This window comes from Neorhizobium sp. P12A (genome assembly GCF_008365395.1).
Classification (GTDB): domain Bacteria; phylum Pseudomonadota; class Alphaproteobacteria; order Rhizobiales; family Rhizobiaceae; genus Rhizobium.
In genome coordinates this window covers 705,649-721,456 of the sequence record NZ_QOVX01000001.1, presented here as the reverse complement: position 1 = coordinate 721,456, position 15,808 = coordinate 705,649, and the positions used below count along the sequence as shown (strand labels likewise).

Sequence of the window (15,808 nt, the reverse complement as noted above, 5' to 3'; positions counted from 1 at the left end):
GTGGCCAGGGGACCAAAATTGAAATTTAAAAGACGATGCTAAAATACAACTATGTGTGTCGTCGCGTCGCCATGAAACACAATTTAATCGCTAATTTGTGATCTGCGATGTTAAAGTAAATATTATCATAGGCTTGGCTATCCCAACCTGGCACGTGCCATTTTTGAGCGCTTCCTATACGTGTAGTTCGCTTATTTCTCACCAGTCACATATCATAGAATAGTTGCATTTTAACTGCGCTGTTAAGCACTTGGAAGAGTCTTGGCCTCTATCTGAACGCATTGGATTCTGGAGCGTGAGGGGCCAGAGCATGAAAAAGTGGATTTCGCTCCAGGCCGAATTTGGTAACTTTCATCGACGGGCGACCATTTTTGTTTTCGCCATTAAGATGAGTTTTTCTTCGGTGATTCTCTCGTCGATTGTTATCGCCGTTGCGCTTCCGTTGATGCAGTTCTTCGGTGTGCTTCCGCTTCCGCTCCTGCCCGCAATTCAGTTCGGGGTTGTTCTATCCTGGCTCATAGGCGGCGGCGTTTCCGGCGTGCTTGCCATGTTTGCCGGTGTCGCTATTCACGAGCTCTCCGTCTCCCGTGTAGAGTTTGAGCGGCTGAGCAGGACCGACACGCTGTCCGGCCTTCTCAATCGACGCGCATTTACCGAGGCGCTGGAATGCGTTGAAGAGGACGCCTCATTGGCCATTTTCGACGTCGATCGGTTCAAGGCGATCAACGACCGCTATGGACATGCATCCGGCGATGCCGTCATCGTTGCCGTCTCGAGAATATTCGCCAGCGTTTTCAATGGCTGCAGCGTTGTAGCGCGCCTCGGAGGCGAGGAATTCGGCGCCATCCTGCGAGGTGGCACTCTTAGCGAGCGCATCGAAGATATCGAAAAGGCAAGAGCGATGATCTCGCGGGAGATGATCCCGGTCGAAGGCGGAGATGCACGGATCACCATATCGGCCGGCATCGCGGATATCTGGAGCGGACGCAAGAAGGAGGCCGTTTATGCGGCGGCAGACAAGGCGCTTTATCTTGCCAAGGCGCTGGGTCGTAATCGCATGGTCCACGAAAGCGAGAACCTGCAGCATGGCTGGCATCCGCGGGCGCCGGAGAGCATTTCAGAGATACAGATTTCGCCAAATGCCTATGAGTGGCAGCAATATGGCCACGGAATATAAGGCGACTACCGGCGATTACGGCATTGGCTCTTGTCGCGCAGGGCGCTATTTTGCATGGTCTTTTAGAAGCTTGAAGCGAGATCAACATGCAGCGCGTCACCTCCTATCTGCCGGCAGGCACTCCATCCTCCCATCCCATCGATCGCGTGGTGCTGTCGCACGACCTGCGCCATCTGCGGCGGAAACTGCTGCATCTCGAGAATGGCGAGATGGTGATGCTCGACCTGAAGGAGCCGGTGCTGTTTGCAAGCGGCGACCTTCTGGTGCGCGAAGACGGCGAACTGATCGAGATTGTTGCGGCAGAGGAAAAGCTGTTCGAGATCAAGGCGCGTGACACCAGGCACCTGATCGAACTCGCCTGGCATCTCGGCAATCGCCATTGGACTTCGCAGATCGACGAGGACCGCATCCTCATTCCGCGCGACCATGTCCTGCGGTCCATGCTGGAAGGTCTCGGCGCCACGGTGCGCGAGGTGACCGAAGCGTTCCAGCCGATGCGCGGCGCCTATCATGGCAATAGCGGCCATTCCCATGGCCACGACCATCATGGACACGACCATGATCATCACCATTCCCACGACTGATTCCACGCTGTCGGAAGTCAGCGACCTGCAGGCACTGCTGCGATTGATGGCCTGGCTGTCGCCGGCTTTTCCTGTCGGGTCCTTTGCTTATTCGGGCGGGCTGGAGAGGGCTGTCCACGACGGGCTTGTCGGCGATGCTGCCGGGCTCGGAGAGTGGATATCGACGCTGCTGAGACACGGCACGGCGTGGAACGACGCCGTGCTCGCGGCTGAGGCCCACAGGGCGTTTGATGATGCCGCACAATTGGCTGACGTTGCCGAACTCGCTGAGGCGCTCGCCGGTTCGCGGGAGCGGCATCAGGAGACAATGCTGCTTGGCGAGGCTTTTCTTTCGGTCGCCGCCGCCTGGCCACACCCTGTCTTCTCGCTGCTTTCGCCAAAAACGGCTTACCCCGTTGCAGTCGGGGCAGTGGCAGGCGGGCACCGGATCGGTTGCGAAAAGATGCTCGCCGCCTTCCTGCACGCGCTGGTTTCCCAGGCCGTATCGTCGGGCATTCGTCTCGGTGTTGCGGGACAGAAGGATGGGGTGGCGATCCTCGCCAGGCTCGAGGTGGATATCAGCGATATCGCCAGGCGCGCATCGCGTTCCAGCCTCGACGATCTCGGTTCGGCCACTGTTCAGGCCGATATCGCCAGCGTCCGGCACGAAACTCAGGCAACGAGGCTTTTCCGGTCGTGATCTCAGCATCGCGCAGCGATGGTGAATCGGGCGTTAGTCCATACGTCATTCGCCGCTGTGCGCCCGGCACAGTGTTCGCTATTCTAGCGTTTTATCGGAGTTTTAAATCATGAAATCCAGAAACGGACCCTTGCGCGTCGGCATCGGCGGCCCTGTCGGCTCGGGTAAGACGGCGCTGACCGAAAAGCTCTGCAAGGCCATGCGGGAAGATTATTCAGTCGCCGTCGTCACGAACGACATCTATACGACAGAGGATGCAGAGGCGCTGGTGCGCATGCAGGCGTTGCCGTCCGACCGCATCGTCGGCGTGGAAACCGGCGGCTGCCCGCATACGGCCATTCGCGAGGATGCGACGATCAACCTGCAGGCCATTGCCGGCCTCAACGAGCGCATCCCCGACCTCGACGTCGTGTTCATCGAGTCCGGCGGCGACAATCTCGCGGCCACCTTCTCGCCCGATCTCGCCGACATCACCATCTACGTCATTTCCGTCTGCCAGGGCGAGGAAATCCCCCGCAAGGGCGGCCCGGGCATCACCAAATCCGACCTTCTCGTCATCAACAAGAAGGACCTCGCCCCCTTCGTCGGCGCTGATCTCGACGTCATGGATCGCGATGCGACCAAGGGGCGGGCTGGGCGGCCTTTCGTGTTCTCGGACATGAAGCGCGGCGACGGCATCGGCACGATCGTCGGCTTCTTGAAGGAGTATGGGGGGCTTTGAGGCCAGTTCGGCTCGAAGACGAACGCACCGAAATTGCTTCGGTTAGTCCGGCCGCCCGACTGGCGCTTGGCGGTGCATAAAGCGAATGCCCTTTCCGGCGTTGGGCTCGTTGGCGAAGCGGGCGATTACATGCAGATGTGTATGGAAAACATGCTGGCCCCCAACGGCGCCGACGTTCCAGCCGATGGTGAAGCCATCCGGCTTCAAGGGCGAGAGATGCGATTTCGCGAGTGCAAGCATCTCGGGCATTTGCTGCCATTCCTCGGCGGTCATGTCGAAGGGTGTTTCCGAATGCTGGCGCGGGATGATCATGACTGACGTCGTCAAGTCGGGATCGATGCTGCCGAGCATATAGAACGCATGATTTTCGCCGAGTGGCGTATCGGCGAGCAGGTCGTTTGCGAGACAGAAACGGCAGTTCGGAACTGTGTCTGATGGCATGATACGGTCGTCATCAAGGAGCGGGAGGTGATTTTCCGCTTTTAGTCGTGGAATGTGACAGGACCTTCAGTGGCATGAAATCAGTCAAAACAGAAACACCCCGGCCGCGTTTGCGGCGGGGTGTCCCGATAGGTTGGCGGGTCATTCCTGTTGAATGACCGTAGTGCCGTCACTCTGCCCTGAACGGCGGCATCTTGAAGATGTTGGTCTTGCCGCCGGCGGCGCGCTGTTGCTGCTCGCCGCTGTCGTCGGCACTGATCCGGTCCTGGAGCACTGCAATCGCCTGGCTGTTTGCGGCAACTGAGGCGGCAAGCGTTTCCTTGGTCACGACCTCGTCGTCCGGATCCTTGCCGCCGACCATACGGCCAAAGAGCTTGGACATCAGCCATGACAGGTCGTCCATGATCAGGAAGAAGGACGGAACGACGACGAGGCTCAGCACCGTCGAGACGATGATGCCGCCGATCACCGCGATCGCCATCGGGGCGCGGAAGGAGCCGCCTTCGCCGACGCCGAGCGCTGACGGCAGCATGCCGGCAGACATAGCGATCGAGGTCATGATGATCGGGCGGGCGCGCTTGCGGCCGGCCTCGACCACGGCCTCGAGCCGTCCCATGCCCTGATGCTTCATCTCGATTGCGAAATCGACGAGCAGGATGGCGTTCTTCGTCACGATGCCCATCAACATCAGGATGCCGATCATGACGGGCATGGAGAGCGGATTGGACGTGATGATCAGAGCCAGCGCCACGCCGCCGATCGCAAGCGGCAGCGACAGCAGGATGGTGAAGGGCTGGATCACGTCCTTGAAGAGCAAGACCAGCACGGTCAGCACGAGCAACAGGCCGAGCAACATCGCATTGACGAAGCTCTGCTGCATTTCGTTCTGGACCTTGGTGTCGCCGCTTTCGGCCAGGTGCACCGTTGCCGGGATCTTGGCGTCTGCGACGATCTGGCGGAAGCGGTTGGACGCTGAATTCAGCGCCACGCCCTGCGGCAGGTCGGCGCCGATCGAAACAACGCGGAAGCGGTTGTTGCGCTTGATCGAGCTCAGGCCCTCCGAATAATCGATATCCGCGACGCTGGCGAGCGGCACTGTCGCACCCGACGCGGTTTGAATACGCAGCGAACGCAGGGCGGCAAGATCGCGGCGCATGCCGATGGCGGCCTGCACGCGGATCGGGATTTGCCGGTCATCGAGCGAAATCTTCGGCAGGGCGGCGTCGATATCGCCGATCGTCGCAACGCGAATCGTGTCCGATATCTGCTGCGGTGTGATGCCGAGGCGGGCTGCCTCGTCCTTGCGCGGGAAGATCTGCAACTCCGGCCGTGGCAGGGCGCCGTCGGCGCTGACATTGGCGAGCAGCGGGTCGGCGCGGAGTTTGGCTTCGAGAATGCCGACCGCCTCGTTCAGGTCCTTGTCGTTGCGCGACAGGAAGTTGAAGGCGAGGTCGCGGTCGCCGCGGTCGTTCAGCTTGGTGATGCGCACGTCGGGGATCGAGCGGAGCTTGGCGAAGACTTCCTTCTCGATCGCCCATTGGGGCTTCACGCGGCCATGGACGGCGACTTTCGGCAGATACGGACCGATGACAGGGATGCTACCCAGAACGTCGTTAACCAGCTTCTTGACGAGTGACTGATCGAGCTTATTCAGCGCCAGCGTCACGGTTGCGCGGCGCAATTCGAGATCGCCCTTCGGCGAAGCGCCGCCGAGCACAAAGACGCTTTCGACGCCGTCTATGTCCTTGACCCGGTTGTAAACGACGTTGGTCACCGCAGACGTGTCGTCCAGCCGCGCGTTGGGCGGCAGCTCGACCGACAGCACGATGCGCGAGGCGTCGTCAGGCGGCAGGAAGCTGCCGGGCACGAACATGACGAGGGCGACGACGGAGCCAATCGAGAACAAGAAGGCGGCAATCAGCGTGGTGTAACGCATGTACCAGCGCCGGGTGGTTGCCTTCACGAAGCGCGTATAGCCGCGCATGAAGAAGCCATCATTGTCGTGGTGATCGTCGACACCGTCCTCGCCGCGCATCAGGTAGGCGGCCATCATCGGCGTTATGAGGCGCGCCACCATCAGCGAGAAGAAGACGGAGAAGGCGACGGTCAGGCCGAACTGGATGAAATACTGGCCGGGAATGCCGGGCATGAAGGACACGGGCACGAAGACCGCGATGATCGTGAACGTCGTAGCGATAACGGCGAGGCCGATCTCGTCGGCTGCCTCGATCGCGGCGCGATAGGGCGTCTTGCCCATCTTGATGTGACGAGCAATGTTTTCGATTTCGACGATGGCATCATCGACGAGGATACCGGTCGCCAAGGTCAGCGCCAGGAAGCTGACGAGGTTCAGCGAGAAGCCCATCAGGTCCATGATCCAGAAAGTCGGGATCGCCGAAAGCGGCAGTGCGACTGCCGAGATCAGCGTCGCTCTCCAGTTCCGGAGGAACAGGAAGACGACGATGACGGAGAGCAGCGCGCCTTCCATCAGCGTATGGATCGCGGCTTCGTAGTTGCCGTAGGTGAAGTAGACGGAATCGTCGATCAGCTCGATGGTGACGTTCGGGTTCTCGGCGCGCACCTTATCCAGCGTGTCGGAGACGGTCTTTGCGACAGTCACTTCGCTGGCGCCCTTGGCGCGGAAGACGCCAAAGGTGACGACCGGCGTGTCGTTGAAGCGCGAGAAGGACTTCGGCTCCTCGTAGGTGTCCTTGATGACACCGAGATCGGAAAGCTTTACGAAGCGGCCGTTGGTGAGCGCGATCGTGGTGTTGGCAAGCTGCGCGACATCGCGGGCATCGCCGAGCACGCGGATCGCCTGCTCGCTGCCGGCCACCTGGCCGCGGCCGGAACCAAGATCGATATTGGTGCCGCGGAGCTGCTGGCTAACGCCTGCTGCGGTAATTCCGTAGGCGTTCAGCTTGTTCGGATCGAGCTCGATGCGGACTTCGCGGTCGGCGCCGCCGTAGCGGTCCACGCGGCCGATACCGGCCTGTCCCTGCAGCGCGCGCTTGACGGTGTCATCGACGAACCAGGAGAGTTCCTCAAGCGTCATGTTGGGCGAGGAGACGGCAAAGCTCTGGATGGCCTGACCCTCGACATCCACCTTGGAAACGATCGGCTCGTCGATGGTGGAGGGGAGGTTGCCGCGAATACGGTCGATCGCGTCCTTGGTGTCTTGCACGGCCTGCTCGGTCGGCACTTCGAGACGGAAGATCACGACAGTCTGCGACTGGCCATCCGTTACCGTCGACTGGATTTCGTCGATGCCGTTGATGCTGGCGACCGCGTCCTCGATCTCCTTGGTCACCTGCATTTCCAGCTCGGCAGGCGAGGCGCCGCTCTGCGTCACCGTGATGTTGACCACGGGAACGTCGATGTTCGGAAAGCGCGTGATCGGCAGCTTGTAGAAGGCCTGTATCCCGACGAACATAAGCAGGAAGAAGACCAGAAGCGGGGCGACCGGATTTCGGATGGACCAGGCGGAGAAGTTCATCGTGCGGCTCTCTCGCTCAATTGGCGGCGGCGGGCATGTCGTGCACCGGCGTGATGTGGTCGCCGTCGCGGACATAGGCCCCGGCCTTGGCGACAACTTCCTCGCCGGCGTTCAGGCCGTTGACGATCTGGACATAGGCACCGTCCTGAATGCCGGTCTCGACATTGGCGAACTTGACGACGCCGTTCTGGACCTTGCGGACTGAGGAGCCATCCTCGTCGCTGTTGACGGCGGTCAGCGGCAATGCCACGCCCTGAGTTTCGCGAATGATGATCTCGGCGCTGCCATACATGCCGGCGCGGGCCTTGGAATCGTCATCGATGGAGATATGAACCGCGCCGAGGCGCGTCGTCGCATCAACTGTCGGCGAGACCAGTCGGACGGAGCCTGTCAGCTTGTCACGGCTGCCCGAAAGGGCGATCGTCGCCTTTTGCCCGGGAACGATCTTCACGATATCCACCTCCGAGACATCAGCGATCAATTCTACGTCGCTGTCTCGGATGATGGTGAAGAGCGGATCGCCGCTGCCATTGGCAATTGCGCCGACGCGGGCGTTGCGTGAGGCGACCGTGCCCGAGACCGGCGTCTTCACGCCTGTTCGAGCGAGCTTGAGATCGATATCTGCGATCTGGGTGGCCGTCACCTTGAGATCGGCCTCGGCGACGATGATCGCCTGCTGGGCGGAGACGACGCGGGCATTGTTGGCGGCAGCAGACGCATTCGCCTGTTCTACCTGCGAGGTCGAGACGGTGCCCTTGGCGCCCATTGCGACCGCACGGGCGCGCTGCTGTTCGGTTTCGGCCGCATTGGCCTGGGCTTCGACGAGCTGGGCATGAAGCTGGGCAAGCGTCGCCTCACCCTTTGCATTCGTCGCTTCCATCTGGCTCTTCTGCAGGACAAGCGCGTCGTCGTTAAGTGTCGCGAGCGTGCTGTCTGCCTTCACGCGGTCGCCGACATCGGCGTTCAGCGTGCGGATCGACAGGCCGTCGACCTGCGGCTGGATATAGACCTCTTCCACTGCCTTGACCGTGCCTGTCGCAACGACCTTGTCGGTGAGCATGCGGGTTTCAGCCTTCGTCACGACGATGGCGGGCAGGTTCTGCTTGGGAGCGGTCACGACCGGTTCCGCGGCAAAGCTCGCCGTGGAGGCCAGGAGTGCGAGCAGCATTGCGGAGGCGCTGAGGATGTTAATCGGCGTGCGAGCCATACGTCGGTTCCGGTTGTTTGATAGTGTCTTGCAGTAGATGCATGCGGCCGATCCACCCGGGTGGATCATGCTTTCGGGCAGTTCCAGAGGACGAACAAATCCGTCCTTCATGGCCTGCAGGTTCCTCATCCTAAAGTCGATCTTGTACGTGGGAATCCCTTCCAACTTTCACAAGATCACGAGAAAATGATTTCTCGTCGGTGATAATTTTAGTTTGCCCAATTGGGTAAATCAATCACGCGACCGTGATGAGTTCCATTCCTATCGTTGATCGCCATTCGGCATCTCTGTGACATAGACGTTTGATGGGGCGTTTTTCCGACATAGACGCCGAAAATATTTTCGGGGTGGTCTGCGGATCAGGGGCTATCCAGGATGCCGTCAGTCGTGAGCAGGTTCATCAAAAAGCAAACGGCCGCCTCCCGGGCGGCCGCGACATTTTTAATGAGCGTACCGAGCAAATCAGAGGATACCGGCCGCGGTCATGAGATCCGCCACCTTGGCGCTGTTCAGCTTGGAAGGTTCGACCTTCGGGGCCTGTAGATCCGCCAGCGGTATGAGCTTGGGGTTGGAGGCATCGCCTGTTCCAACCGCATATTCAAACGAATCGCCGTCGCGCAGAATCGCCTGGCCGGCCTTGCCGGTGACGTATTTGAGGAAGGCCTGGGCTTCCTTCTGATGCTTGCTGGAAGCGAGCACGCCGCCGCCTGATATGCTGACGAATGCGCCCGGGTCCTGGTTCTTGAAGTAATGAAGCGCGACGTTCTTGCTGTTCTCGCCAGTCTTCGCCTGATCGCCGAACCAGTAGTAGTGGTAGATGACGGCGCCTTCGGTCTGCCCGGCATTGACGGCCTTCATGGCGACGCTGTTGCCCTTGTAGAAGGTCGCGTTCTCCTTCAGCGCCTTCAGCCACTTTGCCGTCTCGTCTTCGCCCTTCAGTTCCAGAAGCGCGCTGACGATCGCCTGGAAGTCGGCGCCGGTCGGGGATGCGGCCCAGCGGCCCTTCCATTTCGGGTCGGCGAGATCGAGCATCGACTTCGGGAGATCGGCTTCCTTGAGCTTGGTCTTGTCATAGGCAAAGACGGTCGAGCGGGCGGCAACGCCGGTCCACTTGCCGTCGGCCGACTTGAAGGTCTCCGGCACCTGGGCGAGCGTGTCGGTATCGACCGGCGCGAAGAGGCCCTTGGAATCGACGAGCGTCATGGCCGGCGAGTTCTCCGTGAGGAAGACGTCGGCCGGCGAGTTTTCGCCTTCCTGGATGATCTGGTTGGCCATTTCGGTGTCGCCGCCGTTGCGGATCGTCACCTTGATGCCGGTCTCCTTGGTGAAGCCGTCGATCCAGGCCTTGCCGAGCGATTCATGCTGGGCGTTGTAGACCACGATCCCGGCAGAATCGTCAGCGAAAGCCGGTCCGGTCGCGACGATTGCCGCCGTGCCGATGGCAAGAAGGGTACACAGCTTTGAAGATAGGAATGTCATTGATTAGGCCCCACACGTTAAACGACGAGCGAGCTTTAAATAAACATGACTATTTAGATCAACTTAATTTCGCATTCCTGGGATCACGATAATGTGAACGCCGAGGGCGAGTTAGGGGAGGCGCCCGCTGCGCGCAAATTACCCCTTTGCTCCGTAGCGCAGGCCGTCCACAAGGAGGGCGACCATGCGCCGACCCATTTCGATATTCCCGTCGGGTCCGGGCGCCGCGAGCCTTGGAACGGCATGCAGCAATTCGTTCGGATCGATGCCGTCCCTGACATCGCCGGCCGCCACGGCCGCATCGAGCAGGGATTGGAGTGCTGGGCGCAGCCGCTTGTCGAAATAGGAGGGCAGGGCCTCATAGGCCGGGTCGCCGGAATGCAGGGCGGCGGCGAGGCCGCGCTTGGCTGAAATGAAATCGACATAGCGCTGCATCCAGCGCGCCAGCGCTTCGGCGGGCTCATATTCCCCAGCCAACAGGGGAGCTGAATCGGCGCAGGCATCGATCTCGCGGCGAAACACGGCCTTGATGAGATCGGAGCGCTGCGGGAAATGCCGGTAGACCGTGCCGACGCCGACGCCAGCTTCCTTGGCGATCTCGCGCACCGGCGCATCGACGCCCGAGGTGGAAAAGACCTTCATTGCAGCCTGCAACAGCCCATCGAGGTTGCGTTGCGCATCGGCGCGGACGCGCTTTTCCGCAGGCTGCGGCGACTCCAGGGCATGATTCTGCTCGTCGGACTGGTCTTCCATCACATTCCCACTTGATAAACGGAACAATGTTCCGTATTTAAACGGAATGTTGTTCCGTTTCTTATGTAGCACGGTGCGGAGCGGCTTACCACAGATGAGCAGGGAAAAGGAGATCAGCATGCAGGACAAGCGCATCGCCCTGGTAACCGGGGCCAACCAAGGAATTGGTCTTCAGATCGCCAAGGATCTCGTGTCGCACGGGCTGACTGTATTGGTCGGGTCTCGCAATCTCGCGCGCGGTGAGGCGGCAGCCGAGGAGATCGGGCCAGATGCCCGTGCACTTCAGCTCGACGTCACCGATCGCGCCTCGATCGCTGATGCAGCCGAGCGTATCCGCAGCGAATTCGGCCAACTCGACATTCTCATTCAGAATGCGGCGATCTCGAATACCAACCGAAAGCCCGGCCAATCGGTCGAGGACTATGCAAAGACGACGCGGGCCAGCAATGTTTCGCTCGACGAAATGCGTGCGGTCTGGGAGACGAATGTCTTCGGCGTCCTCGCCGTTTATCAGGCGATGCTGCCGCTCCTGCGCAAGGCGCCTGCGGCCCGGATCGTCAACGTCTCCAGCGGCGCCGGCTCGCTGACGATGAATGCGGCGCCCGATGCCCCCTACCGCTCGATCTTCGGACCCGTCTATCCGGCCTCCAAGACGGCGTTGAATGCGCTGACGCTCGCCATGGCGATCGAGCTGGAGCCGGAGGGGATCGCGGTCAACGCCGTCTCGCCCGGCTTCACTAAGACCAATCTTAACGGATTTGCCGGCACCGACAGCGTCGAGGAGGGGGCTCGCGAGGCGGTGCGCGTCGCATTGCTCGACGCGGAAAGCCCGACCGGAACCTTCACCCATGCAACGCTCGGGACGATCCCCTGGTGAGCCGGCCCGTAATGATCCGGTCGCGCCTGTCCATGCCAATCACCACACGAAAGGAATAGACCATGCAATATCGCACGCTCGGAAAAACCGGCATCAAGGTCAGCCCCTATTGCCTCGGCGCAATGATGTTCGGCGCCGCCGGCAATCCGGATCACGAGGAAGGCATCCGGATCATCCATAGGGCGCTGGATGCCGGCATCAACTTTATCGACACGGCCGATTTCTACAGCCGCGGCGAATCCGAAGAGATCGTCGGCAAGGCGCTGAAGGGAAGGCGAGACAATGTCGTGCTGTCTACCAAGGCGCATCTGCCGATGGGCGAGGACCCCAATCAGCAAGGCAATTCGCGCCGCTGGATCACGCAGGCGCTGGAGGATTCGTTGCGCCGGCTGCAAACCGACCATGTCGATCTCTACCTGATCCACCGCCCGGCGCCGGACACCGACATCGAGGAGACGCTCTCCGTGCTGAGCGACCTGATGCGGGCAGGCAAGGTGCGCGCCATCGGTTCCTCCACCTTCCCTGTCTCCGAGATCATCGAGGCGCACTGGGTTGCCGAGAAGCGGGCGCTAGCCCGATTCCGTGTCGAGCAGCCGCCCTATTCGATCCTCGACCGTGGCATCGAGCGCGAGGTGCTGCCGGCCTGCGAGCGTTACGGCATGGGCGCGATGGTTTGGAGCCCGCTTGCCATGGGCGCTCTGACCGGCAAGTACCGCAAGGGCCAGGAGCAGGCCGAGAGCGCCCGTGCCAAGCGCTTTCCAAAGCAGATGTTCGACGAGCGTCGGCTCGATGCCGTCGAAAAGCTGATCCCGCTCGCCGAGGAGGCCCGGCTATCGCTGACCCACATGTCGATGGCTTTCGTCATGGCCCACCGCGGCGTCACCTCTGCCATTCTCGGACCACGCACCATGGCGCATCTGGACGATCTGCTCGAGGGATCGCAGGCGCGGCTGACGGACGATATTCTCGATCGCATCGACGCGATCGTGCCGCCGGGGACGGATATCGGCGGGCTCGAGGCGAACTACAGGCCGCCGGCGGTTATGAAGGCGGAGCTGCGGCGTCGGCCGCTGGGGGATCGGGCGGCGGCGTGAGGTTTCCTTCGCCGCGCGGGGAGAGTGGTCGCTTAAAAAAGACCCCTTCTGGCCTGCCGGCCATCTCCCCCACAAGGGAGGAGAAGACTCGTGGCGGCGGCTTGCCCCAATTGGAATCTCGGCCGCCCGGCAGGTTAGCCCCTCCCCTTGTGGGCAGGGGTTGGGGAGGGGGGTTACCGCCACTCAAGCCCAGCAAACAAAAAATGCGCGGAGGTCTCCCTCCGCGCATCCGTTTCTCCATGTCTCGACGCAGTCGCCTACTTCAGGGCAGCGTCGGTGATTTCATGCGTATAGGCGCCTTCGGGCTTCTTGGTGATGATCTTCTGGTCCAGCAGGGCCTTCTCGGTGCGCTCGTAGAGCGCCTTGTCGAGCTTGCCATTACCGATCAGCTTGGCAACTTCGCCAGCCATGAACTTCTGGTGCGCTTCGTCCTGGCCGCCATTGTCGGTGACGATCTCGGCAGCTTCGTCAGGATGCTCAACGGCGTATTTCCAGCCCTTCATCGAGGCGCGGACGAACTTGACCATCTTTTCCTTGAAAGCCGGGTCCTTGAGCTTGGTCTCGTTGGTGTAGAGGCCGTCTTCAAGCAAGTCGACGCCGAGCTTGGTGTAGTTGAAGACGGTGAGGTCGGACGGCTTGAAGCCGGCATCGAGCACCTGGCCATATTCGTTATAGGTCATGACGGAGATGCAGTCGGCCTGCTTCTGGATCAGCGGCTGAACGTCAAAACTCTGCTTCAGGACGGTGACGCCGTCCTTGCCGCCTTCGGTCGGGATCTTCAGCTTGTTCATCCAGGCGAAGAACGGATATTCGTTGCCGTAGAACCAGACGCCGAGCGTGTGGCCCTTGAAATCGGCTTCCGTCTTGACCGGGCCGTTCTTGCGGCAGACCAGTTCCAGGCCGGATTTGTCGAAGGGCTGGGCGATGTTGATCAGCGGCACGCCCTTTTCGCGGGCAACCAGAGCGCCACCCATCCAGTCGACGATGACGTCAGCGCCGCCGCCGGCGATGATCTGTTCGGGCGCTACGTCAGGGCCGCCCGGCTTGATGTCGACGTCGAGGCCCTCATCCTTGTAGAAACCCTTGTCCTTGGCGACGAAATAGCCGCCGAACTGGGCCTGCGCGACCCATTTCAGCTGCAGCGTCACCTTGTCGGCAGCCGACGCTGCCTGCGCGGCAGCAAGCGCCATGGTGCTTGCCATCAATGTAACTATCAGTCTTTTCATGTTTTTTATCCTTTTCCCTCTGAAGTTATGCCCTGTCCCCTTAGTGAGGACTTGAGCGACGCCTAGCCACCACGGATAGACGGATGCCAGAATGTCGTCAGTCTTTCCAAGAAAGCGATGACGCCATAGAAAACAGAACCGGCGACCGCGGCGACCGCGATTTCCGCCCAGACCATGTCCACGTTCATACGGCCGATTTCCGTGGAGATACGGAAACCCATGCCGACGATCGGAGTCCCGAAGAATTCCGCCACGATGGCACCGATCAGCGCCAAGGTCGAGTTTATCTTCAAGGCATTGAATATAAAGGGTGCCGCGGCCGGTAGCCGCAGCTTTACCAGCGTCTGCCAGTAGCTCGATGCATAGGTGCGCATCAGGTCGCGTTCCATGTTGCCCGAGGCGGCAAGCCCGGCCACCGTGTTCACCAGCATCGGGAAGAAGGTGATGATGACGACGACGGCAGCCTTCGACTGCCAGTCGAAGCCGAACCACATGACCATGATCGGCGCGACGCCGATCATCGGCAGGGCGGAGACAAGATTGCCTATCGGCAGCAGCCCGCGGCGCAGGAAGGCGACGCGGTCGGCGAGGATGGCGACGATGAAGCCTGAGCCGCAGCCGATGACGTAGCCGGCGAGCACGGCCTTGAAGATGGTCTGCTGTACGTCGGCGCCGAGGATCGGTAGGGAATTGGCGATCCGGGCGGCAATCGCGCTCGGCGGCGGCAGCAGGATGAAGGGGATGCCGGCACCGCGCGTCACGCTTTCCCAGATGACCAGAATCCAGACGCCGAAAATCGTTGGTATCAAGAGACGCAGCAGCGACCGGCTGAAGGTCGAGCGCGCTCTGATGTCGGAGAGGATAGTGACGCAGCGCCAGGCGAGCAGCCAGGCGGCCGCGATCAGCAGGAAGTAAGAAGGGCGCGCCGTGCCCTCGTCGCCGGCAACGCCCGTCACGAGTAGCCAGGCGCTTTCATGGGCGCCGATGAAGAGGATCGCGGCCGCAATTGCCGCCGGCATGTTGATCTGTGACAGCACCGCCGAGACCAGCAGCAGGAAGAGAACGAGCGCGGTGACGCCGGGCGAGATCGGATCCTTTGCGCTCTCGACGAGCAGCGGCAGGAAGAAGAAGGCGGCGATGCAAAAGAGGATCGCGAGGACACTTTGCCAGGCGGGATGGACGATCTTCATGCCGGCCGCCCTCCCATCGCCTTGTCGACGATCTTCGCGACGATGCTGACGATCGCCACCAGGATCGCGGCCAGGATGGAGCCGGCGATCAACGCGGCCCAGATATCGATGGTCTGGCTGTAATAGGAGCCTGCAAGCAGCTTGGCGCCAATGCCGGCGACAGCGCCGGTCGGCAGCTCGCCGACGATCGCGCCGACGAGGCTCGCAGCGACCGCGACCTTCATCGAGGTGAAGAGGAAGGGAACCGAGGCCGGTACGCGCAGCTTCCAGAAGGTTTGCATGGCGCTGGCATTATAGGTCCGCATCAGGTCGAGATGCATCATTTCCGGCGAGCGCAGTCCTTTCACCATGCCGACGGCGACGGGGAAGAACGAGAGGTAGGTCGAGATCAGCGCTTTCGGCAGCAGGCCGGTGATGTTGACGGCGGCGAGAACCACGATGACCATCGGCGCGATGGCGAGGATCGGGATCGTCTGCGAGGCGATGATCCAGGGCATCAGGCTGCGGTCGAGTGTGGTGACATGGACGATGCCGACGGCGATCAGGATGCCGAGCACGGTACCGAGGACGAAGCCCACCGCCGTGGAGGACAGCGTGACCCAGGCATTGTAGACGAGGCTGCGGTTGCTGGTGAGAGGCCGCAGGAAGGTGTTCTCGAAGACGTTCTGCGCCACCTGATGTGGCGCCGGCAGCAGCGGCTTCGGCTGCGACATGGTGCCGGCGATGAATTCCAGCGTCGTCGGGGTGGCGTCGGTGCGACTGTCGAGATCTTGCTGGAAGGGCGTGTTCATGATGATGGCGGCGATATACCAGATGATGATGATCGCCAGCGTGATGACAGCGACGGGCAGGACCTTGTGCCTGAAGAAGCGTTCCTTCTCCAT

Annotated in this window: 14 protein-coding genes; 6 read left to right on the top strand and 8 right to left on the bottom strand. The window is 61.1% G+C overall.

The window, feature by feature from the left end; translation table 11 throughout:
• The first annotated feature begins 310 nt into the window (after nt 1–310).
• The 4 genes from DTW90_RS03440 (at nt 311) to ureG (ending at nt 3,161) form a co-directional block, all read left to right on the top strand.
• A complete protein-coding gene (locus DTW90_RS03440) occupies nt 311–1,177 on the top strand; it encodes a GGDEF domain-containing protein (RefSeq protein WP_149336423.1) in 867 nt (288 codons plus the stop codon).
• 86 nt (nt 1,178–1,263) lie between these two features.
• Nucleotides 1,264–1,761 carry an urease accessory protein UreE gene (gene ureE, locus DTW90_RS03435; RefSeq protein ID WP_132518702.1) on the top strand — a complete coding sequence of 166 codons (498 nt, stop codon included), beginning with the start codon at nt 1,264–1,266 and terminating at the stop codon, nt 1,759–1,761.
• Between the two features lie 7 nt (nt 1,762–1,768).
• The gene (locus DTW90_RS03430) at nt 1,769–2,440 is read left to right on the top strand and encodes an urease accessory protein UreF (RefSeq protein WP_149337024.1); all 672 of its coding nucleotides are present in this window, start codon (nt 1,769–1,771) and stop codon (nt 2,438–2,440) included.
• Nucleotides 2,441–2,549: 109 nt separating this feature from the next.
• Nucleotides 2,550–3,161 carry an urease accessory protein UreG gene (gene ureG, locus DTW90_RS03425; RefSeq protein WP_132518704.1) on the top strand — a complete coding sequence of 204 codons (612 nt, stop codon included), beginning with the start codon at nt 2,550–2,552 and terminating at the stop codon, nt 3,159–3,161.
• Between the two features lie 42 nt (nt 3,162–3,203).
• On the opposite strand, the gene DTW90_RS03420 is transcribed toward ureG, so the two are convergent.
• The 5 genes from DTW90_RS03420 to DTW90_RS03400 form a co-directional block, all read right to left on the bottom strand.
• A complete protein-coding gene (locus DTW90_RS03420) occupies nt 3,204–3,602 on the bottom strand; it encodes an HIT family protein (RefSeq protein ID WP_149336421.1) in 399 nt (132 codons plus the stop codon).
• A gap of 169 nt (nt 3,603–3,771) precedes the next feature.
• Nucleotides 3,772–7,098: an efflux RND transporter permease subunit gene (locus DTW90_RS03415; protein ID WP_132518706.1), complete on the bottom strand. Its 3,327-nt coding sequence runs from the start codon at nt 7,096–7,098 to the stop codon at nt 3,772–3,774.
• A gap of 16 nt (nt 7,099–7,114) precedes the next feature.
• Nucleotides 7,115–8,305: an efflux RND transporter periplasmic adaptor subunit gene (locus tag DTW90_RS03410; RefSeq protein ID WP_149336419.1), complete on the bottom strand. Its 1,191-nt coding sequence runs from the start codon at nt 8,303–8,305 to the stop codon at nt 7,115–7,117.
• Between the two features lie 462 nt (nt 8,306–8,767).
• Nucleotides 8,768–9,784 carry an iron ABC transporter substrate-binding protein gene (locus DTW90_RS03405; protein ID WP_149336417.1) on the bottom strand — a complete coding sequence of 339 codons (1,017 nt, stop codon included), beginning with the start codon at nt 9,782–9,784 and terminating at the stop codon, nt 8,768–8,770.
• A gap of 138 nt (nt 9,785–9,922) precedes the next feature.
• Nucleotides 9,923–10,537, bottom strand: coding sequence for a TetR/AcrR family transcriptional regulator (locus DTW90_RS03400; protein ID WP_132518712.1), 615 nt, complete (start codon nt 10,535–10,537; stop codon nt 9,923–9,925).
• 118 nt (nt 10,538–10,655) lie between these two features.
• Between DTW90_RS03400 and DTW90_RS03395 the strand changes: the two genes are divergently transcribed.
• Both DTW90_RS03395 and DTW90_RS03390 read left to right on the top strand, forming a co-directional pair.
• The gene (locus DTW90_RS03395) at nt 10,656–11,414 is read left to right on the top strand and encodes an SDR family NAD(P)-dependent oxidoreductase (RefSeq protein WP_149336415.1); all 759 of its coding nucleotides are present in this window, start codon (nt 10,656–10,658) and stop codon (nt 11,412–11,414) included.
• A 62-nt stretch (nt 11,415–11,476) separates the two neighbouring features.
• On the top strand, nt 11,477–12,508 hold the full coding sequence (locus tag DTW90_RS03390) for an aldo/keto reductase (protein ID WP_149336413.1): 1,032 nt from the start codon (nt 11,477–11,479) through the stop codon (nt 12,506–12,508).
• A gap of 257 nt (nt 12,509–12,765) precedes the next feature.
• On the opposite strand, the gene DTW90_RS03385 is transcribed toward DTW90_RS03390, so the two are convergent.
• The 3 genes from DTW90_RS03385 to DTW90_RS03375 all read right to left on the bottom strand — a co-directional run bounded on the left by DTW90_RS03385 (nt 12,766) and on the right by DTW90_RS03375 (nt 15,808).
• The gene (locus tag DTW90_RS03385) at nt 12,766–13,734 is read right to left on the bottom strand and encodes an ABC transporter substrate-binding protein (protein ID WP_149336411.1); all 969 of its coding nucleotides are present in this window, start codon (nt 13,732–13,734) and stop codon (nt 12,766–12,768) included.
• A 62-nt stretch (nt 13,735–13,796) separates the two neighbouring features.
• Nucleotides 13,797–14,924 (bottom strand): ABC transporter permease, encoded by a 1,128-nt coding sequence (locus DTW90_RS03380; RefSeq protein ID WP_149336409.1) that lies wholly within the window; start codon nt 14,922–14,924, stop codon nt 13,797–13,799.
• On the bottom strand, nt 14,921–15,808 hold the full coding sequence (locus DTW90_RS03375; protein ID WP_132519867.1) for an ABC transporter permease: 888 nt from the start codon (nt 15,806–15,808) through the stop codon (nt 14,921–14,923). Before DTW90_RS03375 ends, DTW90_RS03380 begins: the two co-directional genes overlap by 4 nt.